The sequence below is a fragment of the Limnohabitans sp. MMS-10A-192 genome (assembly GCF_003063335.1).
Taxonomy (GTDB): domain Bacteria; phylum Pseudomonadota; class Gammaproteobacteria; order Burkholderiales; family Burkholderiaceae_C; genus Limnohabitans_A.
Map to the genome: position 1 here is coordinate 12,359 of NZ_NERX01000009.1, position 22,122 is coordinate 34,480.

Here is a 22,122-nt window from a genome sequence, read left to right on the forward strand (position 1 = left end):
AGGATAATCACCCCATGCAAATCTCTTTCTGGGCCAAGATGGCCAGTCTCACCGCCGCTGTCTTTTTGAATGCCTGCAGTCCTGACCAGAACTGGCGGGAAGTCGGCTTGGAGGGCACGTCGCTCAAAGTTCAGTTGCCCTGCAAGCCCGATCGCACAACGCGATCTGTACCTTTGGGCGGTGTGCCCGTGGATCTCCAAGTGGTCGGTTGTGAAAGCGGTGACGCCATGTTTGCTGTGATGAGCGCGCCCTTGCAAGTGGGCGCTGATGCCAACGCGCTGTTGTCCGGTTGGCAGTCTGCCTCGCTTGGACGTGCTGGCGTTCCTCTGCCACTTGCCGCCGATCAGAGACAAGCTTGGCACCGGCCGGGGTTTTTGCCCTTGACCTCGGCCGTGCGTATCCAGGCTCAGGGCCAGCGCAGTGATGGACAGCCTGTCACCATGACCGCCGTTTGGGGCGCTGTGGCCGAAGGCCAGAGAATTCGCTTGGTGCACGCGGTGGTCTATGGTCAACGTGCCACCCCAGAATGGGCTTCTACTTTGTTTGATGGAATTCACCCATGAGCGCAGCGAAACATCCTGAGCATTTGTCACGTCGCATGGCGGTTGTGGTTTTTGTGGCGTTCGCCCTGGCCTATTTCTTTTCTGCCTTGGTGCGGGCCATCACAGCGACCTTGTCGCCGACCTTGACGAGCGAATTCAGTTTGAGTGCGCAAGATCTGGGCCTGCTGGCGGGTGGGTACTTCCTGGGTTTTTCACTCACGCAACTGCCACTGGGGCGTTGGCTGGATCGGCACGGCCCCAAGAAGGTTGTTTTGGCTTTTTTGTCGGTGGCCGTGTTGGGGTGTCTGGCGTTTGCGTGGGCAGAAAGCTTCCACGGCTTGCTGGCTGCGAGAGTGTTGTGCGGCATGGGTGTCAGTGCTTGCCTGATGGCGCCTTTGACAGGTTATCGCCGCTGGTTTGATGCCGGCACACAGTTGAGAACCAACTCATGGATGCTGATGACGGGCTCATTTGGCATGGTGGCAGCGACCTTGCCTGTTCAATGGTTGATGCCCATCTGGGGCTGGCGCACTTTGTTTGTGATGTTGGGCGTCATGATTGCGATCGCCATGTTGTTGATCGCTGCTCTGGTGCCTCGCTGGTCGTCAGCGCCGGGTGCGGATGTCCGCACAGATGACGATGGTGGCTATCGCGAAATCTGGCGCAGCCGCTATTTTTGGCGCCTGACCCCGATTGGCTTTTTCAGCTATGGCGGCATGGTGGCCATTCAGACCTTGTGGGCGGGCCCCTGGATGACACAGGTGGCAGGTTGGTCACCCCAAGAGGCTGCTACCGGCTTGTTTGGCATCAACCTCAGCATGCTGGTGAGTTTTTGGCTCTGGGGTTTGGTCACACCGCGTCTGGCCAAGTGGGGCATTCCGGTTGACCGCTTGATCGCCCGAGGTTTGCCGCTGACGTTTGTTGTCTTGGCATTCCTGATTTGGCAGGGGCCTGCATTGGGTGCGTCTGCAGCCGTCAGTTTGGCCTTGTTTTGCGTGTGCAGTACTTTCGTCGCGCTGGCGCAGCCGGCGGTGGGCATGGCTTTTCCCTCGCATCTGGCGGGCCGAGCCCTGTCCGCCTACAACCTGGTGATCTTTGCCGGCATCTTTGTGGTGCAGTGGGGCATTGGCCTGGCGGTTGATGCCGGACGCAGTGCAGGACTGGACAAGCCAGCCGCTTACCAAGTGGCTTTGGCCGGGTTCGCCATGTGTTCCATCGCGTCCTGGTTGTACTTTGTGCTGAGCAAGCCTCATCAAGCCCGATAATCGAACCCTCATGATCGGCATCCTCATCATCGCCCACACCCCCTTGGCCAGCGCCTTGCGCGAATGTGCGCTGCACGTTTTTCCCGACTGCGCATCGGGCGTGCTGGCGGTCGATGTGCTGCCACACGATGCGCCCGAAACCACACTGGCCGATGCCCGACGTGCCATGGCCCAATTGGGCGCCGATGAGGTGCTGTTGCTCAGCGACGTGTTTGGCGCCACACCTTGCAATGTGGCCCAGCAACTGAACGACAGCGCGCAAACCCGCCTCGTGGCCGGTGCCAATTTGCCCATGTTGCTGCGCAGCGTCTGCTACCGACACGAAAGTCTGGACCAATTGGTCACCCGTGCGCAGGCGGGTGGCACACAAGGCGTCATGACCGTGGGCAGCACCGCCCCTCAAAATCAAACAGGAAAGAGACATGCCCCAAGCCACCACGACCATCAGCAATAAACTGGGTTTGCACGCCCGTGCTTCGGCCAAGCTGACCAAGCTCGCGGGCAGTTTTCCTTGCGAAGTCTGGCTCAGCAAGGGTGAGCGCCGCATCAATGCCAAAAGCATCATGGGCGTGATGATGCTGGCCGCCGGTCTGGGCAGCGAGGTGACGCTGGAGACAAATGGCGAACGTGACCAGGAAGCCTTGGAGGCCCTGCTGGCGCTGATGGCCGATAAATTTGGCGAAGGCGAGTGAGCATGCGTGACCTGCCAGCCCAGACGCCATGTGAGGTGATCGCATGACTTTCAGCATCCATGGCCTGGCGGTGGCGCGAGGCATTGCCATCGGGCGTGCCGTGCTGGTCGCCTCCAGCCGGGTGGATGTGGCCCACTATTTCATCCGGCCCGACCAGGTGGCCAGCGAGATTGAACGCTTGCGCAAGGCCCGCGATGAGGTGGTGGACGAATTGCAGCGCTTGCAAAAAGACATGCCCAAGGATGCGCCGCATGAGCTGGTCGCCTTGCTCGATGTGCACTTGATGCTGTTGCAGGACGTGGAGCTCACTTCTGGCGTGCGCCTTTGGATTGAAGAGCGCTTGTACAACGCCGAATGGGCGCTGACCAGTCAGCTGGAGATCATCGCCCGTCAGTTCGACGAGATGGAAGACCCCTATCTGCGCGAGCGCAAAGCCGACATGGAGCAAGTGGCCGAACGGGTGCTGCACTGCCTCAAAGGCACGGGTTCATTGGTCATCCAGGCCAAGCGCCCCGCACGGCCCCAGCAAGAGCTGCAACTGGGCGACACCATGGATGTGCCGCTGGTGCTGGTGGCGCACGACTTGTCGCCCGCCGACATGTTGCAGTTCAAGCAAAGCGTTTTTGCCGGCTTTGTGACCGATGTGGGCGGCAAAACTTCCCACACCGCCATCGTGGCCCGCAGCTTGGACATTCCAGCGGTGGTGGGTGCACGCAGTGCCAGCCAGCTCGTCAAGCAAGACGACTGGGTCATCATCGACGGCGATGCCGGTGTGGTCATCGTGGACCCGTCCCCCATCATCTTGGCCGACTACGGTTTCAAGCAGCGGCAGGGCGATCTGGAGCGCGAACGCCTGGCCCGCTTGCGCCACACCCCGGCGGTCACGCTGGACGGCCAAAAGATCGAGCTGATTGCCAACATCGAAATGCCCGAAGACACGGCCGCCGCGATCACCGCGGGCGCGGTGGGCGTGGGTCTGTTTCGCAGCGAATTCCTGTTCATGGGGCGCCAAGGCAATTTGCCCGGTGAAGACGAGCAATACGAAGCCTACCGCCGCGCAGTGGACGGCATGAATGGCTTGCCGGTGACCATCCGCACGGTGGATGTGGGTGCCGACAAACCGCTGGACGAAGCCCGCCACGACGCTGCCCACCTGAACCCTGCATTGGGTTTGCGTGCCATCCGCTGGAGCCTGGCCGATCCCGCCATGTTCCTCACGCAACTGCGTGCCATCTTGCGTGCTGCCGCGCATGGCAAGGTCAACTTGCTGGTGCCCATGCTGGCGCATGGCAGCGAGATCCGGCAAACCCTCGCCTTGATTGACCAAGCGCGTCAGGACCTGGACCGCCGTGGCGCGGCCTATGGTCCTGTGCGACTGGGCGCGATGATCGAGATCCCTGCGGCCGCCTTGTCGGTGCGCATGTTCCTCAAGTACTTTGACTTTTTATCGATCGGCACCAATGACCTGATCCAGTACACCTTGGCCATTGACCGTGCTGATGAATCGGTGGCGCACTTGTACGACCCGCTGCACCCGGCGGTGCTGCGTTTGGTGGCCGACACCATTGCCGAATGCGGCAAGCAAGGCAAAGGCGTGTCGGTGTGCGGCGAGATGGCGGGCGATGTGTCCATGACCCGCTTGCTGCTGGGCTTGGGTTTGCGCAGCTTTTCCATGCACCCTTCGCAGGTGCTGGCGGTCAAACACCAGGTCTTGCGCTCGGACACCGCCAAGCTGGCTCTGTGGGCCGAGAAGGTGTTGGCCTCGGATGAGCCCGCCAGTTTGATGCCTGCCACACGCTGAGGCGCATGCACAGGCGCCAAGAAGCCGCCGGTTTGGTCAGCGGTTCAGTGCGGCGTGGGCTTGCTGGTCTGCGTGGTAGCTCGAGCGCACCATCGCACCCACTGCCGCGTGGCTGAAACCCATTTCGTAGGCCTTGGCTTCGAACATCTTGAAGGTGTCGGGGTGCACGTAGCGGCGCACCGGCAGGTGGCTGTTGCTGGGGGCCAGGTACTGGCCGATGGTGAGCATTTCGATGTTGTGCGCGCGCATGTCGCGCATGACGTCGAGGATTTCCTCGTCGGTCTCGCCCAGGCCGACCATCAGGCCGCTCTTGGTGGGCACGTTGGGAAACAGCGCCTTGAATTTTTTCAGCAGGTTCAGCGAGAACTGGTAGTCCGAGCCGGGACGCGCTTCTTTGTACAGGCGCGGCACGGTTTCCATGTTGTGGTTCATCACGTCAGGCGGTGCAGCCTTCAGAATTTCAAGCGCACGGTCATCGCGTCCCCGGAAATCGGGCACCAGCACCTCGATCTGGGTGGTGGGTGAGAGCTCACGTGTCTTGCGAATGCATTCCACAAAGTGGCCTGCGCCGCCGTCGCGCAGGTCGTCGCGGTCGACGCTGGTGATGACCACGTACTGCAACTTGAGCTGCGCAATGGTCTTGGCCAGGTTGTCGGGTTCGCTCACGTCCAGCGGGTCGGGTCGGCCGTGGCCCACGTCGCAAAACGGGCAACGGCGCGTGCACTTGTCGCCCATGATCATGAAGGTGGCCGTGCCTTTGCCAAAGCATTCGCCGATGTTGGGGCAGCTGGCTTCTTCGCACACGGTGACCAGCTTGTTGGCACGCAGCACGTCCTTGATTTCATAAAAGCGTGTGGTGGGTGAACCGGCTTTGACGCGGATCCATTCGGGCTTTTTCAGCACCTCGGCCTGCTCGACCTTGACCGGAATACGCGAGAGCTTGGCCGCTGCTTTTTGCTTGGCCATGGGGTCGTAGTTTTCAACGCTTTGGGCTTCGCGCACCACGTTGCGATCGGTCGGGTTGTTGCTCATCGAGGTCTTTCGGTCACGGCTTTCGCGTTGTGCGCGAGGCCGATGGTCATAAACGGGCGGCCAGTTGCTGGGCCAGCACTTGGGCCGCTTCGTCCCAAGTGGTTTCTACGCCGATTGTAGAAAGGTCCACGGTTTTCAGGCCGGCATAACCACATGGGTTGATGCGGGTAAAGGGTTCCAGGTCCATGGCCACATTGAGGGCGGCGCCATGGTAGGTGCAGTGTCGGCTGACTTTGATGCCCAAGGCGCTGATTTTGCCCAGGCCTTTGAAGGGGTCAGAGGGGTGGCCCGGACCGGTCAAGGCGGCATGGCTGAAAGGATCATCCAGCCGCACATAGATGCCCGGTGCGCCCGCCACGCGGTGACCCGTGACGCCAAAATGTGCCAGTGTGCGGATGACCGATTCTTCCAGCTTGTAGACGTACTCCTTGACGAAGTAACCCGCACGCTGGAGGTTGATCAAAGGGTAGGCCATGACTTGGCCGGGTCCATGAAAAGTCACTTGCCCGCCCCGGTTGGTTAGCACCACGGGGATGTCGCCAGGCATCAGCAGGTGTCCGGCCTGACCGGCCAAACCTTGTGTGAACACAGCCGGGTGCTCGCAGATCCACAGTTCGTTGGCCGTGTCCTCCTGCCGCGCTGCCGTGAACGCCTGCATGGCTTCATAGGTCGGCCAATAGTCAACGAGCCCGAGGTTGCGGATGATCATGGCGAGAAATCAGAGCACGATTTTGACCAAGGGGTGGCCGGTCAGTGCGCGGTACAAATCGTCCAGCTGTTCGCGGCTCGTGGCGGTGATGTTGAGTGTCACGCCCAGGTAGTTGCCGCCTTTGCTGGGGCGCAGTTCCATGGTGGAGGCATCAAAGCCGGGGTCAAATTGCAAAGCCACTTCTGCCAGGGCTTCGGCAAAACCCTCGACCATGGCGCCCATGACTTTAATGGGGAAGATCGAGGGGTATTCGATCAGGCTGTCCTTGCGCGGGTCGATGCCTTCAGGGGGGGTGATGGATGCACTCATGAAAATCCTGTGATCGTTGGAGGGAGTTCAGCGCCAGATGATGACGGCCGCCACGGCCAGCCAGCCCAATGCGAAATTGGTCAGCACCAGCGGATGAATTTGGCCAAGCGCCTTGCCAGCAGAGGGCCAGTCGGCCGCTTGCACCGCAGTCTTGAGCCGGCGAAATGGCGCAAACCAGATGTGGGCAAAAATGAGGCACATCACAAGGCCGATGCCCGACATGGCGTGCCAGCCTTTGGGTGCCAGTTTCATGTCGACGCCCGAGAGCATCCACAGACCTGTGGCCAGCAAGACAGCGATGCTCAGCCAGACCATGGCAAAAAAGCGGGACAGCACCGCCGCCATGAAAGGCAGACGTTCGGCGGGTGTCCAGCGGGTGAGCACCACCGGACGAAGCGCCAGAATCACCAAGGCCATGCCACCCAGCCAGATGACGCCAGCGGCCAAATGGAAAAATTTGAACCACTCGTACATGAAAACTCCCGGTAATAGGCGAAAAAGAAACGGCCATCTGCGCCGCCACAACGGCGATTGTCGCTCTTGTCCGGGCCAAATTTCTGCGAGAGTCCGACCAAACTCACGGGTAATGGCTGGTCAGGCGGGGGTTTCTACGTATAATCGAAGGCTTTGCAGGATTTGCCGTGTACGTAACCTCGGTGTAATTTGAGATGGTGAAAATCTCCTCAGACGTTCAACCGGGCCCAAAAACGGGGGCACTCACAGGCATTTTGGCCGATGAGCGCGTCGTAGATTCTGCAGATGAAGACCTTGAGTCCGATTTCAAGCCCCTGACCGCTGAACAAGCGCAGGCTTGGCGGCTGCTAAACCCGATGGCTTCGCCTTGGCGTGTTTTGTGGCTCCAAGTGCTGGTGGGCGCTTTGATTGCGGCATTGACCGGTTGGTTCAGTGGCCAGTCCCGACTGGCGGCATCGGTGGCTTGGGGTGTGGTTGCTGTGGTGATTCCCGCTGTGGTGTTTGTCAGGGCTTTGTCTCGGCAAATGCGGATGCGGCAAGCGGGCTCTGCTTTGGCGGGGCTGTTTGTCTGGGAATTGGTCAAGATCGTCTTGACTGTGGTGTTGCTTCTGGCGGCGCCCAAAGTGGTTGCTGATTTGAGCTGGCTTGCCCTGGTGGCAGGCTTCGTGGTGACGATGAAGGTGTATTGGCTGGCCATGGCGCTGGGCTGGATGCAGCGGAAGTCGAAGCCGACTATTTTTTGAACTGATTGGTGATTTATGTCTGCTGAAAACGCTGGCGCGCATGCCCCAACGGCTGGAGAGTACATCCAGCACCACTTGCAACACCTGCAAATGAATTTCTCATTTGAAGGCGTCAAGCAAACAAGCATTGTTGACTTCAGTTTGTTCAACCTTGATTCGGTGGTTTTCTCGCTTGTGCTGGGTGTTATTGGCTGCCTCGTCATGTGGGCGGCTGCTCGCAAAGCCACTTCGGGTGTTCCCGGGCGCTTCCAGGCGGCTGTTGAGTTGCTGTCCGAAATGGTCGAAAACCAAGCCAAAGGCGTGATTCACAACGCCAAGAGCCGTAAGCTCATTTCGCCATTGGCTCTCACGGTTTTTGTCTGGATTTTCCTGATGAACGCCATGGACATGTTGCCTGTGGACTTGATTCCGGGTGCTTGGCATGCCGCTGGCCCGGCTTTGGGTTTCAAAGATTATTTGCGCGTCGTGCCAACGGCTGACTTGTCTTCTACTTTGGGCTTGTCTTGCTCGGTGTTGTTCATCTGCTTGGTTTACAACATCAAAATCAAAGGCCTGGGCGGCTGGGCACACGAGCTGATCGCTGCGCCTTTCGGTGACCATTGGGCTCTGTATCCGATTAACTTCTTGATGCAGATGATTGAATATTTGGCCAAGACGGTTTCGCATGGCATGCGACTGTTTGGCAACATGTTTGCGGGTGAGTTGGTGTTCATGTTGATTGCCCTCATGGGTGGCGGCTGGGCATTGTCGGCAACTGGCGTGGGTCTGGCCGTTGGTCATATCGTCGCCGGTACCGTGTGGACACTGTTCCACATCCTGGTCATCACCTTGCAAGCCTTCATCTTTATGATGTTGACGCTGATCTACACAGGTCAAGCGCACGACGCACATTGATGACACTTTTTCTCTCGTTTCTTGTTTCTTTTTTCCACTAACTTTTAGGAGCTTCTCATGGAAAACATTCTCGGCCTGGTGGCATTGGCATGTGGTTTGATCGTTGGTCTGGGTGCTATCGGCGCTTCCATCGGTATCGCTTTGATGGGCGGCAAATTCCTCGAGTCTTCTGCTCGTCAACCTGAGTTGATGAACGAACTGCAAACCAAGATGTTCATCTTGGCAGGTCTGATCGACGCTGCGTTCCTGATCGGCGTGGCTATCGCTTTGCTGTTCGCCTTCGCTAACCCCTTCGTTCTGAAGTAATCCACGTACCTCTTCACGCAAGAAGAAGGACTGAACCGTGAACATTAACGCTACTCTGTTCATTCAGATGATCGTTTTTGCGATTCTGGTGTGGTTCACGATGAAATTCGTGTGGCCCCCGATCACAAAAGCGCTCGACGAACGGGCACAGAAAATCGCTGACGGCCTCGCTGCCGCCGACAAAGCCAAAGCCGAACTCTCCAGCGCCAATGCGCGTGTGGAGTCCGAGTTGGCCCAGTCGCGCAACGAGACGGCTTCGCGCTTGGCAGACGCCGAGCGCCGTGCAAATGGCATCGTTGACGAAGCCAAAGCACGTGCCACCGAAGAAGGCAACAAGATCATCGCCGCTGCAAAAGCTGAAGCTGAGCAGCAAGCGGTCAAGGCCCGCGAAGCGCTGCGTGAGCAGGTCGCAGCCTTGGCCGTCAAAGGCGCCGAGCAGATTCTCCGCAAGGAAGTCAACGCTGGTGTCCACGCTGATCTGCTGAGCCGCCTCAAGACCGAGCTGTAAAAAGCTCCAGCCAGAGAAGACCATGGCAGAACTTGCTACCATCGCCCGCCCTTATGCCGAAGCGCTTTTCAAAGCGCAGGCATCCGATCTCGCTGGCACGGCCGCTTGGCTGGATGAACTGGCTGCTGTTGCCGACAACGCGCAACTGCAACAGTTCATCGACAGCCCCAAAGTGTCCGACGAGCAGGCATTCGAGCTGATCTCTGGCGTGGTGCGCACAGCACTGCCCGAGGCTGGCAAGAACTTCCTGCGCCTGGTGATCGAAAACCGTCGTCTCAGTGCGCTGCCTGTCGTTGCACAGCAGTACCGGGTCCTCATGAATACGCAAGGTGGCACCGCTGATGCGGTGGTGCACAGCGCATTCCCCATCGACGCTTCGGCTTTGGCCGATTTGTCGTCCACGCTCGAAAAACGCTTTGCGCGCAAGCTCAATGTGCGCGTCGAGCAAGATGCCTCCTTGATCGGTGGCATTCGCGTGGTGGTGGGCGACGAGGTGCTCGACACCTCTGTCAAGGCCCGACTGGAACAAATGAAATCGGCCCTCACCGCTTGATGCGGATTGAGACCGGACATATTTAAAGAAAGAAGGAAAGAGTCATGCAACTCAATCCCGCAGAAATTTCTGAACTGATCAAGAGCCGCATCGAAGGGCTGTCCGCCAGCGCCGATATCCGCAACCAAGGCACCGTGGTGTCTGTGACCGACGGTATCGTTCGCGTCCACGGTTTGTCTGATGTGATGCAGGGCGAAATGCTCGAATTCCCAGCGACTGCTGATGGCGCTGCCACTTACGGTCTGGCCCTGAACCTCGAGCGTGACTCGGTCGGTGCCGTGATCTTGGGTGAGTACGAGCACATCTCCGAAGGCGACACTGTCAAGTGCACAGGCCGCATTCTGGAAGTGCCCGTCGGCCCTGAACTGATTGGCCGCGTGGTGAACGCACTGGGCCAGCCGATTGACGGCAAAGGCCCTATCAACGCCAAGATGACCGACGTGATCGAAAAAGTCGCCCCTGGCGTGATCGCACGTAAATCGGTTGACCAGCCTATGCAAACCGGCCTGAAGTCGATCGACTCCATGGTGCCCGTGGGCCGTGGCCAGCGCGAGCTGATCATTGGCGACCGTCAGACTGGTAAAACAGCTGTCGCGATCGACGCCATCATCAACCAAAAAGGTCAGAACATGACCTGCGTTTATGTCGCGATTGGCCAAAAAGCCTCGTCGATCAAGAACGTGGTGCGCGCTTTGGAACAAGCTGGTGCGATGGAATACACCATCGTGGTGGCCGCTTCCGCCTCTGAATCTGCTGCCATGCAGTACGTGTCGGCCTACTCCGGCTGCACGATGGGCGAATACTTCCGTGACCGTGGCGAAGACGCTTTGATCGTTTATGACGATCTGTCCAAGCAAGCCGTGGCTTACCGTCAAGTGTCCTTGTTGCTGCGCCGCCCACCAGGCCGCGAAGCTTACCCTGGCGACGTGTTCTATCTCCACAGCCGTCTGCTCGAGCGCGCAGCCCGCGTGAACGCCGACTACGTCGAAGCCTTCACCAAAGGCGCTGTCAAAGGCAAAACAGGTTCCTTGACGGCATTGCCCATCATTGAAACCCAAGCCGGTGACGTGTCTGCCTTCGTGCCTACCAACGTGATTTCGATCACCGACGGTCAGATCTTCTTGGAAACCAGCCTGTTCAACGCCGGTATCCGCCCTGCGATCAACGCCGGTATCTCGGTGTCTCGCGTGGGTAGCTCGGCTCAAACCAAGATCATCAAAGGCCAGTCTGGCGGTATCCGTACCGACTTGGCTCAGTACCGTGAATTGGCTGCGTTCGCGCAGTTCGCTTCCGATCTGGACGAGTCCACACGCAAGCAGCTGGACCGCGGTGCCCGCGTGACTGAATTGCTCAAGCAAGCCCAGTACAGCCCCCTGTCGATCAGCTTGATGGGCGCCAGCCTGTTCGCTGTGAACAAAGGCTTCATGGACGACATCGACGTCAAGAAAGTGCTGTCTTTTGAACACGGCCTGCATGCCTACCTCAAAGACAAGAGTGCTGCTTTGTTGGCCAAGATGGAAAGCACACAAGCTTTGGACAAAGAGGCTGAGGCTGAATTGACTGCTGCTGTGGCCGCTTTCAAGAAAAGCTTTGCTTAATTTCTACCTGATCAAAAGGAGCCGCTGATGGCATCGGGCAAGGAACTACGCACCAAGATCAAATCGGTGGAAAACACCAAGAAGATCACCAAGGCCATGGAGATGATTTCCGTCTCCAAAATGCGCAAGGCGCAGGAGCGTATGCGCACGGCCCGGCCTTACAGCGAGAAGATTCGCACCATTGCGACTCATCTCGGGCAGGCCAACCCTGAGTACGTGCACGCCTTCATGAAGCAAAACGACGGCAAGTCCGTCGGCTTCATTGTGGTGACCACGGACAAAGGTTTGTGCGGTGGCTTGAACACCAACCTGCTGCGCGCCGTGACAGGTAAATTGCGTGAAGTGCAAGCTGAAGGCAAGACGCCCCAGGCTGTGGCGATTGGCGGTAAAGGTTTGGGTTTCCTGAACCGCGTCAACGCCAAAGTGGTGGCGCATGTGACGCATCTGGGCGACAAGCCTCATCTGGACAAGCTGATTGGCCCCGTCAAGGTGCTGCTCGACGCTTATGCCGCAGGTGAGGTGAGCGCTGTGTACCTGTGCTACAACAAGTTTGTCAGCACCATGGCGCAAGTGCCCACCATCGACCAGTTGCTGCCCTTGTCTTCTTCCAAAATGGAAGCAGACACCAAGGCAGCGGGTGCTTCGGCTCATGGATGGGATTACATCTATGAACCCGATGCCCAGTCGGTCATCGATGATTTGTTGATCCGTTATGCCGAAGCCTTGGCCTATCAGGCCGTGGCTGAAAACATGGCTTCAGAACATGCTGCACGCATGGTGGCCATGAAGGCCGCTACAGACAACGCTGGCAATGTGATTGGCGAGCTCAAGCTCGTTTACAACAAGACCCGCCAAGCAGCCATCACCAAAGAACTGTCGGAAATCGTCTCTGGCGCAGCCGCGATCAGCGGTTGATTCCCAGTTCAGCAAATTCAAATTATTTGGAGCGAAAAATGCAAGCCCAAGGAAAAATTGTTCAGTGTATTGGCGCTGTGGTCGACGTGGAGTTTCCACGCAACCAGATGCCCAAGGTTTATGACGCGCTCAAAATGGAAGGCTCTGCGCTGACCCTGGAAGTGCAGCAGCAACTCGGCGACGGCATCGTGCGTACCATTGCGCTCGGCTCTTCCGACGGTCTGCGTCGTGGCCTGATCGTGTCTAACACCGGTAAAGCCATCACCGTTCCAGTGGGCAAAGCCACACTGGGCCGCATCATGGACGTGTTGGGTGCCCCCATCGACGAGCGTGGTCCTGTCAGCCAGGAACTCACCGCTTCCATTCACCGCAAAGCCCCTGCTTACGACGAATTGAGCCCATCGCAAGAACTGCTGGAAACCGGCATCAAGGTGATTGACTTGGTTTGCCCCTTCGCCAAAGGCGGTAAGGTGGGCTTGTTCGGTGGTGCCGGTGTGGGCAAGACCGTGAACATGATGGAACTCATCAACAACATCGCCAAGGCGCACAGCGGCTTGTCCGTGTTCGCTGGTGTGGGTGAGCGTACCCGTGAAGGTAACGACTTCTACCACGAGATGGCCGACTCCGGCGTCGTGAACCTCGAGAACCTGCCTGAGTCCAAAGTGGCTATGGTGTACGGTCAGATGAACGAGCCACCAGGCAACCGTCTGCGCGTCGCCTTGACCGGTCTGACCATCGCCGAATCCTTCCGTGACGAAGGCAAAGACGTGTTGTTCTTCGTGGACAACATCTACCGCTACACCTTGGCCGGTACCGAAGTGTCCGCCTTGTTGGGCCGTATGCCTTCTGCTGTGGGTTACCAGCCTACGCTGGCCGAAGAAATGGGCCGTCTGCAAGAACGTATCACGTCGACCAAAGTCGGCTCGATCACTTCCATCCAAGCCGTTTATGTGCCAGCCGATGACTTGACCGATCCATCGCCAGCGACCACTTTCGCTCACTTGGATTCGACCGTTGTGTTGTCTCGTGACATCGCCTCCTTGGGTATCTACCCAGCGGTCGATCCACTGGACTCCACCAGCCGTCAGCTGGACCCATTGGTTGTGGGTCAAGACCACTACGAAACAGCCCGCGCCGTGCAAGGCACTTTGCAGCGTTACCGCGAACTGCGCGACATCATCGCGATCATGGGTATGGACGACTTGGCGCCTGAAGACAAGTTGGCCGTGGCCCGTGCCCGCAAGATCCAGCGTTTCCTGTCGCAGCCTTTCCACGTGGCTGAAGTGTTTACCGGCTCCCCCGGCAAGTACGTCACATTGGCTGAAACCATCCGTGGTTTCAAGATGATTGTGGCTGGCGAGTGCGATCACCTGCCAGAGCAAGCTTTCTACATGGTCGGTACCATCGACGAAGCTTTCGAAAAGGCCAAAAAGGCAGCGTAAAGCAGCGCCTCGGGGCGGCTGATTCAGTCACCCCGAAGCCCGCTTGAATGCACCTTTTTAAGGAGTAAACATGAACACCATCCACGTTGATGTGGTCAGTGCCGAAGAGTCCATCTATTCGGGTGAAGCCCGATTTGTGGCCTTGCCCGGCGAGTCTGGCGAGCTGGGCATTTACCCACGCCACACCCCGCTGATCACCCGCATCAAGGCCGGTTCGGTTCGCATTGAGACGGCTGACGGTGGCGAGGAGTTTGTTTTCGTTGCTGGTGGCATTCTGGAAGTGCAGCCTGACTGCGTGACCGTGCTGTCCGACACCGCCATCCGCGGCAAAGACCTCGACGAAGAGAAGGCCAACGCTGCCAAACAAGCAGCCGAAGAAGCCCTTCGCAACGCCAGCAGTGAAATTGATTTGGCCCGTGCCCAGTCGGAACTGGCTGTTTTGGCAGCGCAGTTGTCTGCACTGCGCAAATACCGCAAAAAATAAAAGACCCGCTGACGCTGGTCTTTTTCAAAAACCCGGTTCACGCATGTGGCCGGGTTTTTCTTTTGGGAGTACCCAGCGTGAGTCGCAACACAGACCAATGCTCATGGCGCGCAGCGGTGCTGCAAGTCAAGGCTGAAACCGGCACAATTCGAAATTCAGATCAAATTGAGCCATTGCCCATGAAACGCACCAAATTGCAAGCGGCCATTGTTGGCGGAACCCCCGATGACATCGAGCAAGCCTTTTATGAGGCTTTGCACAACGCGGATATCGGGCAGTTGATGGGCTGTTGGGCAGAAGAGGATGAGATTGTCTGTGTCCATCCCGGTGGTCCGCGCTTGGTGGGGGCCGGTGCCATACGTGCGGCATTCGAATCCATGTTTGCCAATGGCAGCGTGCAGGCATTTCCGGAGCGCATCCACAAAATCCAGTCATTGGCCAGTGAGGTGCACCACTTGGTTGAGCGTGTGGAGGTCATCACGCCGCAAGGCCCACAACAAGCCTGGGTCATCGCCACCAACGTTTTCCACAAAACGCCGCAAGGCTGGCGTCTGGTCGCACACCACACCAGCCCAGGGACATCGAGCGAAGCGCTTGACCAAGGTGTGAAACCCAAGGTCTTGCACTGACATGCATTACAAAGCGCCAGCGTGGCTGCCAGGGGGCCACGCCCAAACCATCTGGCCTGCCCTTTACGCGCAAAGGCGCAAGGGCCAGGCCAAGCCTTTGCTGCGTGAGCGTTGGACAACGCCAGACGGTGACTTTGTGGATGTCGACAGACAACATGCGAGCAGTGGCGCCAGACCATTGCTCGTGCTGTTCCATGGGCTGGAGGGGTCCTCGCAAAGTCACTATGCCGAGGCGTTTGCGGACTGGGCCGCTGAACACGATGTCCACTTCGCATTGCCCCATTTCAGGGGCTGCAGCGGTGAACTCAACCAAGGGCCGCGTGCTTACCATTCTGGCGACCACCAGGAGGTCGATTGGATCTTGCAGCGCATGAGGCAAGCGCATCAAGGCCAGGGTGGGCAAGTGTTGCTTGCAGCGGGGGTGTCGTTGGGCGGCAATGCTCTGATGCGTTGGGCCGCAGAGCACGGTCAGCATGCGAAAGTCAAAGCGGATGCTGTGGCTTCCATTTGCGCCCCGCTTGATTTGGCGCAAAGTGGTCACGCCATCGGGCAGGGCTTTAATCGTCAGGTCTACACCCGCATGTTTTTGCGGTCCATGAAACCCAAGGCGTTGGCCAAATGGGCGCAACACCCAGGATTGTTTGACCGCAAGCGATTGATGGCGGCCCAGAATTTGTACGAATTTGACAACGTGTTCACGGCGCCCCTGCATGGTTTCAAGAACACAGACGATTATTGGGCGCGCGCATCGGCCAAGCCTTTGATGGGGCAGATTGGCATTCCTGCACTTGCGCTCAACGCGCTGAATGACCCCTTTGTGCCGGCGTACAGTCTGCCGAAAACGCGTGATGTTTCAACGTCGGTGACCTTGTGGCAGCCAGCCCAAGGGGGGCATGTTGGCTTTGCTCAGGGCATCTGGCCCGGACAAGTGCGTGGCCTGCCCGATGCCGTGGGGGCCTGGCTCATGCGTGCGGCCCATCAAATCTTGAGTAAGAAGGAAGATGCGCATGGATGATCTGGTGCGCCAAGCCATGGCCAAATGGCCCAATGTCCCCGATTGCCATGGTTGGTTGGGCTTGGACAGTCGCGGGCAGTGGTACATGCGTGATGACCGCGTACAAATGTTGGGCGCTTTCCAGAGTGGGATTGCCGGCGCCAAAGGCTCAGCCTTGAAGCATGAGAAGCTGATGGCTTTCATTGACCGCAATTACGAATGCGACGCACAAGGTTGCTGGTATTTTCAAAATGGCCCACAACGCGTGTACATCGAGTTGGAAGTCGCGCCGTTCATTTGGCGATTGGATGAACATTTCGTGCCAACTGCCCATACAGGGCAATGCACCACTGTGTTGGCCTGCCTTCTGGACGATGTGGGGCGTGTGTACCTGCATACGCCATTGGGGTTTGGCTTGGTGCACAGCTTGGATGTCGGGCAAGTGGCTCAAGCGGTGGATCAGGGCTTATGGACGCCAGAAGAATGCCTGGCGCAAGATCTGCCCGAGCGTTTTCACTTTGTACTCAGCCCGCAAGCGCATGAACGTGGGGCATGAAAAAACCGGCCAAAGCCGGTTTTTTTTTGAGAGGCTGAAGAGCTTATTTCTTTTCTTCAGCGGCAGGTGCCTTGGGTTCTTCGAACTTGGCGCCAGCGTTGTTGGCCATGTAAGCCACAGCACGTGCAATTTCGGTGTCATTGAAGTCGCCGCCGCTTTGAGCACCCATGGCACCCTTGCCTTTGAGGGCAGAAGTGGTCAAAGTCGCCAAGCCTTGCTTGATGCGTGAACCCCAAGCGCCTGCATCAGCAAACTTGGGTGCGCCAGCAGCACCCGTGGCGTGGCAAGCCGCGCACTGTGCTTTGTAAACTTCCTCGCCAGCCTTCAAGGGACGGTTGGCATCACGCACTTCCACGGTGCCAATTTTTTGGATACGTTCAGCGACGGAACGCTCAGCATCGCTGGCCCCTGGTGCTTCTTTGTTGGCAGAAGTGACGTAAAACACCAAACCGATGATGATGAACACAGGGATGATGAAAGAAGCCAAGCTCAGCAAAAGCATCTGCTTGGGGGTTTTCACCGGACCGGTGTGGGCTTCGTGTTGATCGTGGCTGTTGTCGCTCATGACATCCTCTTGTTGGGCTGGCCCGTGGGCCTGTGAATTGACCGGAATCAACCGAGCATTATAGCGGTCCAACCTTCATGGAGCTTGCAAGCCAAAGTGAAAGAGTTCAGCCGTGAGATAATGCGAGTCACCAACAGCGATGCGGCTGTAGCTCAGTGGATAGAGTATTGGCCTCCGAAGCCAAGGGTCGTGGGTTCGATCCCCGCCAGCCGCACCAAACGCTAAGACGGCATCTGTTTCGATGGCTCTTAGTTTGGTGTCTGGCTTGTTGCTCGTTCACCAAGGCCAATAAAGACGGTATGGGCTGTATTCCACAAAAGCGTAAGCACCTGCAGCACCTGCAGCGGTGATCAGCAGCAAGGTGAGGACTACGCCACCCCAGCTGGATTCTTTGCGTTGAGAATCCGGTGCAATATCTGCCATGTAGGGTGGTGTGTTGGGATCAACCAGCAAAGTCTCACTGGCCGGGGTTGTGAGTCCCATAGCAACGGCTTGCGTATCCTTGACCGATGAAAGTTGGTGCGGCTCATCGGCCGTCATGGTGATACGGGGTTCATGTTCGCCGTATGTCTGTGAAGTGGTCGCCCCAGCATTCTGTGAAGCGGCAACCGTAGACGGTCGCTGCAAATGCACCACATTGGATGTGGCTGCGCGTACGGGTTCGTTCTTATCGTCCCCCAACGTATCCCAATCAGCCCCCAGCAGTTGAGCTACACGGCGGCCCGCCTGACGGCGTAAAGAATCAGAATAGAAGCGAGAATAGCCGCCCTCCTCCAGCTCATAAAGCTGTGACAAGGACATGCATGCTTGGGTTGCAAGCAATGATGGATCGATGCCAACTTGGAGGCGCAATTGACGCAATACGCGCCCTTTTGGGTCCCCTGGTGTATCCATGGGCTGCCCTAACAAGTGCAGGGCTTCCCTGTTGGCATTTTGCAAGGTGCGCGTACCCCCAGGAGATCCGGATTTTCGAACCAGAGCTGAGGGCTTCAAGGGTTGGTTGAATTTCAAATCTGACATGAAGCGACCACCCCGGTGAGATAGGCGTGCATCCAAATGGGTGACATGGGACCAGAGACCACCTGGATGGAGTTGGTTGTGCCGCTTGTGTGTTTGGACAAAAGGTCTTTTTCTTCAGTCACCAAAACAACCGACAGAGGTGCACGTCCACGGTTATTGAAGTTTTCGAGCGCCTGGAGGGTTTTTTCTTGTTGCGCGCGCGGCATGGACATCTCAACAACCAGCATGTCTGGCCGATTGCTGGACAAATCCAATAAACCTTCTGTGACAGAGTCAAAAAAAGTGACCTCGGCTGCGAACTGCCAATTCGCACTGGCGAGCATCAATTGAGACATCAATTGAGCGCTTTCGACGACCACAGTGACCCGTGGTTTCATCATGGATTTGATGGCAACGCCCATCGCGCTGCGAGATGCGTTTTGGTAGTCCATGATGGACTCCAGAGAAATGCGGCGATGCCCACCTCGCGTTTTCCAGCCTTTTAGCTCGCCCTGATCGACCAAGGTTTGTACCAATGTGGTGGACAATCCCAGCATCCTGGCGGCTTCTGCGGTGCTCAAAAACTGAGATTGTTTCTCATTGGCGGGGCGCCCCGCTGCGATCGATGACTCCATCACAGCTGTGGAAGAATGTTCATCACCCATGGTGTTCTCCTGAAATTGAGTTGGGTTGGTTGTTCATCGCTCGCGCAAGGCTTGAGAGACGTTTTGCAAAGGTCTGAAGAGGTATTCCAAAACAGACTTCTGACCTGTTCTGATTTCGACTGTGGCTGTCATGCCTGGCGTGGGTGTCAGCAAGAGACCATTGCGTGCGTCTTCTGGCTCTTTGACTCGGATCATGATTCGGTACAGGCCCTCTTCGAGCTCAAGGGGGTTGCCTGGTCTTTTTTGACGTTCATCGCGTAAGGTGTCAGGACTGAGGTGTTCAAGGACACCATCCAAGCCGCCATATTTGTTGAAGTCATATGCGGTGAGCTTTACCACTGCTTTCTGTCCTACTTTCAAGAAAGCCACTTCGGACGGCTTTACGTAGGCCTCCACCAACATCTCATCTTCAGTGGGCACAATTTCCAAAATAGGTTGCCCGGCTTGAATCACGCCGCCAACAGTGGTCACTTGAACGTTCTTCACGACACCCTTCATGGGTGAGCGGATGGTGGTTCGTTTGAGCGCATCTTCGCGTGCGGAAGCGTTCTCCTTGGTTTGTGAAAGCTCAGATGCCACGCGAACCAATTCATTGTTCGCATCGGTCAGGTAGCGGTTTTGGCGTTCAGCACGCTGCCCCATCAGTTCGGATTGCTGTCGGCGAAGACGCAGTAATTCAACCTCCGACATCACGCCTTGTTTGACCAGGGGTTCGGTCATGGCCAATTCCCGCGTGACTGCTGCGAGAGAAATATCCAAAGAACGTAAAGACTCTGTCAAAGCGCGCTTGCGCGCGTTGTAGGCTTGTGTTTCTTGCTGGATCAGCCCTGTTTCTTTGCGAACATCCTCTGGGAAAACCAATGCAACGCCATAAGCCTCGGATTTGAGTCGAGCGGCCAGGGCCGACAGAGCGACATACTTCTCCTGAGCCTCTCGATAAACTGCACCGGAACGAGCGTCATCGATTTGCAACAAGACCTGGTTCTTTTCAACAATGCTGCCTTCGCGGACATACATTTCGCTGAGCACGCCAGTGTCCAAGCTTTGAATGACCTGCTCGCGACTGGACGGAATCACTTTGCCTTGACCGCGAGTGATCTCGTCGAGTTGGAACCAACTGGCCCAAGCCAGTGCCAGCACCAAGGTGGCACCTGTAGCCCAGACGAGGATTTTGCTGGCGCGACGCTCATCATCTTCGACCGTAGCGATGCCAAAACCTGACTGTCCAAAGCTGTTGTTGCTCATGCTGCCGCTCCTTGTGAACGGGGCGCATTGACATCAATGCCTCGGGATAATTTTTCGACCATTTCCTGCTTGGGACCCATGGCAACGCATTGACCCGCATCGATCACCGCAATTTGATCGACCCACTCCAGCAGTTGAGGACGGTGCGTTGACATGAGCAGTGTGCGACCGCGTAACCACTCTTTGAGCACAGCAATCACACGTGCTTCGCTGTTTTGGTCCATGTTGGCTGTAGGTTCGTCCATGAACACCAGTTGCGGACTGCGCAGCATCATGCGGGCAATTGACAGCAATTGGCGCTGGCCGCCAGACAAGCCGCCACCTGCCTCCGTGATGGGCATGTCCAAGCCCAATGGATGGTTGGCGACAATGTCGTAAATGCCCAATGTTTTGAGCGTTTCTGCGATCCGTGTGTCGTTGATCCAGCTGTCTGCAAGCACCAGGTTTTCGCGCAGTGTGCCCATGAACAACTGGGGGTCCTGACCAACATAGCCCATGCGGTTGCGCACTTCTGCGGGATCGAGCTGTTGCATGTCTACGCCGTCTAAACGTATGCCACCAGCTTGTGGTGCGTAAAGGCCGGACATTAGACGAAGCAATGTGCTTTTGCCACTGCCTACCCGACCGAGCATGGCTACTTTTTGGCCTGCGGGGATGGTCATCGAAACCTTTTTGATGACCGGGATTTTGTGCTGGCCAGGGTAGGCGAATTCCAGTGCTTCTGCCTGCAGATGGCCTTCGATATTCTCTGGTACGACATAGTTACGACCATGTACCCTGTCGCGAGGACGCTTGATGAGTCCGTCCAGCGTTTCGAGCGATGTCACTGCCTGCTGGTAGCGGGAGGCCAGCGACATGACACTCGCCAGAGGCGAGATGGCGCGTCCAGCCAAAATCACGGAAGCGATCAAGCCTCCCAAAGTCAATTGGTTGGCGTGAATCATGTAAACGCCACCGACCACCATGACCACCGTCACCAATTGTTGAATGGCCGTGGTCAGTCCCATGATCCAGTTGGTCAGGCTGCGAATTTTCTTGTAGGAGTCTGCTCCAGCCAGGTTGGACATTTCCCAGCGGCGCTGAAGATAACTCTCAGCATTGTGGGCTTTGAGCAGTTCAAGGTTCAGAACTGACTCGACCAAGACGCTTTGTTTGTCACCAGACTCTTTCATGTTCTCTCGCATTGCCTTCATCAAAGGCTTTTGCGAATACAAACCGATGACCAGCAAAATCGGAACAACCGCAGCGGGGACCAGCGCCAAGGGGCCTGCAACTATGGCGATCAATGCCAGGTACATGAAAACAAAGGGCATGTCGGCCAGAAGCACCAGCGAGGAAGACGAGAAGAAGTCTCGCAGTGATTCGAAGTCACGCATGGAGCTGGCAAAAATGCCCACCGATTGCGGGCGGTGCTCCAGACGGATGGCCATGATCTCGCGAAGCAAGGTCGCGTTGATGGCCAAGTCTGCCTTTTTGCCCCCCAAGTCCACCAAGCGAGCCTTGAGCCAGCGCATGATGAATTCCATCACGATCGCCAGCGATGTGCCAATCGCCAATGTCCACAAAGACGAATAGGCCTGCGTGGGTACAACGCGGTCGTACACGTTCATCGTGAAAAACACGGAGGCCAAAGTCAGGATGTTGGCTACGACTGTGGCGACCATGGACTCGACATAAAAGTGACGGAATCGCCACAGCGTGTCCCAAAACCAGCTGAACGCTTTGCCGTGCATGGGCGCCAGGGTCTGGTCATGCCGTTTGGGCGCGACCTTGACGGCCAGCACTTCTGGGCGCGCCAGTGCTTGCAATTCGGACAATGCCACACGCTGAATATCCATCCCCGTGTGCGCCCACATGACAACGGCTTCGTTGCCTTCGATGGCCCGCACCACGCAGGCGCGACCATCCATAAGTGGCATCAGAACCGGCAATACATAAGCGGGGACTTCGTTGATCTTGATGCGCGACCATGCTGCCATCAAGCCATGCTTGTGTGCAAGATCGGGATAGGCCGCCAGCGGCACGCGACCGCGTTCATCCAATGCAAAACCAGCACGCAGCACTTGCATGTGAACGGGGCGGTCCAGCAGTTTGGCGGCCATGGCCAAGCACATCAGCATGGGATCTGCCATGACATCGTTGACAGCTGGCGCAGGGCGTTGCGCAGTGTTGTTGGGTAACAAGGAAATCAGATCGGCCATG

At 57.3% G+C, this 22,122-nt stretch carries 26 protein-coding genes and 1 tRNA gene; 18 read left to right on the plus strand and 9 right to left on the minus strand.

Annotation, left to right across the window (positions count from 1 at the left end; translation table 11 throughout):
* The first annotated feature begins 14 nt into the window (after positions 1 to 14).
* The 5 genes from B9Z43_RS15310 to ptsP are packed head-to-tail and all read left to right on the plus strand — an operon-like array spanning position 15 to position 4,300.
* Positions 15 to 563 (plus strand): hypothetical protein, encoded by a 549-nt coding sequence (locus B9Z43_RS15310; RefSeq protein ID WP_233250122.1) that lies wholly within the window; start codon positions 15 to 17, stop codon positions 561 to 563.
* The gene (locus B9Z43_RS15315; RefSeq protein ID WP_108326822.1) at positions 560 to 1,807 is read left to right on the plus strand and encodes an MFS transporter; all 1,248 of its coding nucleotides are present in this window, start codon (positions 560 to 562) and stop codon (positions 1,805 to 1,807) included. The genes B9Z43_RS15310 and B9Z43_RS15315 overlap by 4 nt, the downstream gene beginning before the upstream one ends.
* 10 nt (positions 1,808 to 1,817) lie before the next feature.
* On the plus strand, positions 1,818 to 2,261 hold the full coding sequence (locus B9Z43_RS15320) for a PTS sugar transporter subunit IIA (protein WP_108326823.1): 444 nt from the start codon (positions 1,818 to 1,820) through the stop codon (positions 2,259 to 2,261).
* Complete coding sequence (locus B9Z43_RS15325; RefSeq protein WP_108326824.1) at positions 2,230 to 2,499, plus strand: HPr family phosphocarrier protein; 270 nt, start codon at positions 2,230 to 2,232, stop codon at positions 2,497 to 2,499. Before B9Z43_RS15320 ends, B9Z43_RS15325 begins: the two co-directional genes overlap by 32 nt.
* A gap of 43 nt (positions 2,500 to 2,542) precedes the next feature.
* On the plus strand, positions 2,543 to 4,300 hold the full coding sequence (gene ptsP, locus B9Z43_RS15330) for a phosphoenolpyruvate--protein phosphotransferase (protein ID WP_108326825.1): 1,758 nt from the start codon (positions 2,543 to 2,545) through the stop codon (positions 4,298 to 4,300).
* A gap of 36 nt (positions 4,301 to 4,336) precedes the next feature.
* Here the strand turns inward: ptsP and lipA are convergent, their stop codons facing one another.
* Genes lipA through B9Z43_RS15350 form a run of 4 tightly spaced genes read right to left on the minus strand, consistent with a single transcriptional unit; the run spans position 4,337 to position 6,824 of the window.
* Complete coding sequence (gene lipA / locus B9Z43_RS15335) at positions 4,337 to 5,332, minus strand: lipoyl synthase (RefSeq protein ID WP_108326826.1); 996 nt, start codon at positions 5,330 to 5,332, stop codon at positions 4,337 to 4,339.
* Between the two features lie 46 nt (positions 5,333 to 5,378).
* Positions 5,379 to 6,041, minus strand: coding sequence for a lipoyl(octanoyl) transferase LipB (gene lipB, locus B9Z43_RS15340; protein WP_108326827.1), 663 nt, complete (start codon positions 6,039 to 6,041; stop codon positions 5,379 to 5,381).
* Positions 6,042 to 6,050: 9 nt separating this feature from the next.
* On the minus strand, positions 6,051 to 6,350 hold the full coding sequence (locus B9Z43_RS15345) for a DUF493 family protein (protein ID WP_108326828.1): 300 nt from the start codon (positions 6,348 to 6,350) through the stop codon (positions 6,051 to 6,053).
* Between the two features lie 27 nt (positions 6,351 to 6,377).
* On the minus strand, positions 6,378 to 6,824 hold the full coding sequence (locus B9Z43_RS15350; RefSeq protein ID WP_108326829.1) for a CopD family protein: 447 nt from the start codon (positions 6,822 to 6,824) through the stop codon (positions 6,378 to 6,380).
* Positions 6,825 to 7,018: 194 nt separating this feature from the next.
* Here B9Z43_RS15350 and B9Z43_RS15355 point away from each other — a divergent pair, with 194 nt between their 5' ends.
* The 12 genes from B9Z43_RS15355 (at position 7,019) to B9Z43_RS15410 (ending at position 16,446) form a co-directional block, all read left to right on the plus strand.
* On the plus strand, positions 7,019 to 7,567 hold the full coding sequence (locus tag B9Z43_RS15355; protein ID WP_108326830.1) for an ATP synthase subunit I: 549 nt from the start codon (positions 7,019 to 7,021) through the stop codon (positions 7,565 to 7,567).
* A 15-nt stretch (positions 7,568 to 7,582) separates the two neighbouring features.
* A complete protein-coding gene (atpB, locus tag B9Z43_RS15360) occupies positions 7,583 to 8,461 on the plus strand; it encodes a F0F1 ATP synthase subunit A (protein ID WP_108326831.1) in 879 nt (292 codons plus the stop codon).
* 57 nt (positions 8,462 to 8,518) lie between these two features.
* The gene (gene atpE, locus B9Z43_RS15365) at positions 8,519 to 8,767 is read left to right on the plus strand and encodes a F0F1 ATP synthase subunit C (protein WP_019429175.1); all 249 of its coding nucleotides are present in this window, start codon (positions 8,519 to 8,521) and stop codon (positions 8,765 to 8,767) included.
* A 37-nt stretch (positions 8,768 to 8,804) separates the two neighbouring features.
* Positions 8,805 to 9,275 (plus strand): F0F1 ATP synthase subunit B, encoded by a 471-nt coding sequence (locus tag B9Z43_RS15370; RefSeq protein WP_108326832.1) that lies wholly within the window; start codon positions 8,805 to 8,807, stop codon positions 9,273 to 9,275.
* A 22-nt stretch (positions 9,276 to 9,297) separates the two neighbouring features.
* Positions 9,298 to 9,828, plus strand: a complete 531-nt coding sequence (locus B9Z43_RS15375; RefSeq protein ID WP_108326833.1) for a F0F1 ATP synthase subunit delta — start codon at positions 9,298 to 9,300, stop codon at positions 9,826 to 9,828.
* A 44-nt stretch (positions 9,829 to 9,872) separates the two neighbouring features.
* Positions 9,873 to 11,426 carry a F0F1 ATP synthase subunit alpha gene (atpA, locus tag B9Z43_RS15380; RefSeq protein ID WP_108326834.1) on the plus strand — a complete coding sequence of 518 codons (1,554 nt, stop codon included), beginning with the start codon at positions 9,873 to 9,875 and terminating at the stop codon, positions 11,424 to 11,426.
* 27 nt (positions 11,427 to 11,453) lie between these two features.
* Entirely contained in the window at positions 11,454 to 12,341 is an 888-nt protein-coding gene (gene atpG, locus B9Z43_RS15385) for a F0F1 ATP synthase subunit gamma (RefSeq protein ID WP_108326835.1), read from the plus strand.
* A 38-nt stretch (positions 12,342 to 12,379) separates the two neighbouring features.
* Positions 12,380 to 13,783, plus strand: coding sequence for a F0F1 ATP synthase subunit beta (gene atpD / locus B9Z43_RS15390; RefSeq protein ID WP_108285753.1), 1,404 nt, complete (start codon positions 12,380 to 12,382; stop codon positions 13,781 to 13,783).
* A gap of 70 nt (positions 13,784 to 13,853) precedes the next feature.
* The gene (locus tag B9Z43_RS15395; RefSeq protein WP_108326836.1) at positions 13,854 to 14,267 is read left to right on the plus strand and encodes a F0F1 ATP synthase subunit epsilon; all 414 of its coding nucleotides are present in this window, start codon (positions 13,854 to 13,856) and stop codon (positions 14,265 to 14,267) included.
* A 179-nt stretch (positions 14,268 to 14,446) separates the two neighbouring features.
* A complete protein-coding gene (locus tag B9Z43_RS15400; RefSeq protein WP_108326837.1) occupies positions 14,447 to 14,896 on the plus strand; it encodes a nuclear transport factor 2 family protein in 450 nt (149 codons plus the stop codon).
* 1 nt (position 14,897) lies between these two features.
* Positions 14,898 to 15,911: a YheT family hydrolase gene (locus tag B9Z43_RS15405; protein ID WP_108326838.1), complete on the plus strand. Its 1,014-nt coding sequence runs from the start codon at positions 14,898 to 14,900 to the stop codon at positions 15,909 to 15,911.
* On the plus strand, positions 15,904 to 16,446 hold the full coding sequence (locus tag B9Z43_RS15410; protein WP_108326906.1) for a DUF2946 family protein: 543 nt from the start codon (positions 15,904 to 15,906) through the stop codon (positions 16,444 to 16,446). The genes B9Z43_RS15405 and B9Z43_RS15410 overlap by 8 nt, the downstream gene beginning before the upstream one ends.
* A gap of 43 nt (positions 16,447 to 16,489) precedes the next feature.
* Here B9Z43_RS15410 and B9Z43_RS15415 read toward each other — a convergent pair whose 3' ends face one another.
* A complete protein-coding gene (locus B9Z43_RS15415) occupies positions 16,490 to 17,011 on the minus strand; it encodes a cytochrome c5 family protein (protein WP_108326839.1) in 522 nt (173 codons plus the stop codon).
* Positions 17,012 to 17,152: 141 nt separating this feature from the next.
* On the opposite strand from B9Z43_RS15415, the gene B9Z43_RS15420 reads away from it, so the two are divergent.
* Positions 17,153 to 17,228 (plus strand) — tRNA-Arg (locus tag B9Z43_RS15420).
* A gap of 59 nt (positions 17,229 to 17,287) precedes the next feature.
* Here the strand turns inward: B9Z43_RS15420 and B9Z43_RS17095 are convergent.
* Genes B9Z43_RS17095 through B9Z43_RS15440 form a run of 4 tightly spaced genes read right to left on the minus strand, consistent with a single transcriptional unit; the run spans position 17,288 to position 22,121 of the window.
* Positions 17,288 to 18,031, minus strand: a complete 744-nt coding sequence (locus tag B9Z43_RS17095) for a RodZ family helix-turn-helix domain-containing protein (RefSeq protein WP_146183943.1) — start codon at positions 18,029 to 18,031, stop codon at positions 17,288 to 17,290.
* Complete coding sequence (locus B9Z43_RS15430; RefSeq protein ID WP_108326841.1) at positions 18,019 to 18,675, minus strand: helix-turn-helix domain-containing protein; 657 nt, start codon at positions 18,673 to 18,675, stop codon at positions 18,019 to 18,021. Before B9Z43_RS15430 ends, B9Z43_RS17095 begins: the two co-directional genes overlap by 13 nt.
* A 33-nt stretch (positions 18,676 to 18,708) precedes the next feature.
* Positions 18,709 to 19,920: an HlyD family type I secretion periplasmic adaptor subunit gene (locus B9Z43_RS15435; RefSeq protein ID WP_108326842.1), complete on the minus strand. Its 1,212-nt coding sequence runs from the start codon at positions 19,918 to 19,920 to the stop codon at positions 18,709 to 18,711.
* Entirely contained in the window at positions 19,917 to 22,121 is a 2,205-nt protein-coding gene (locus tag B9Z43_RS15440) for a type I secretion system permease/ATPase (protein ID WP_108326843.1), read from the minus strand. Before B9Z43_RS15440 ends, B9Z43_RS15435 begins: the two co-directional genes overlap by 4 nt.
* Position 22,122 lies beyond the last annotated feature (1 nt).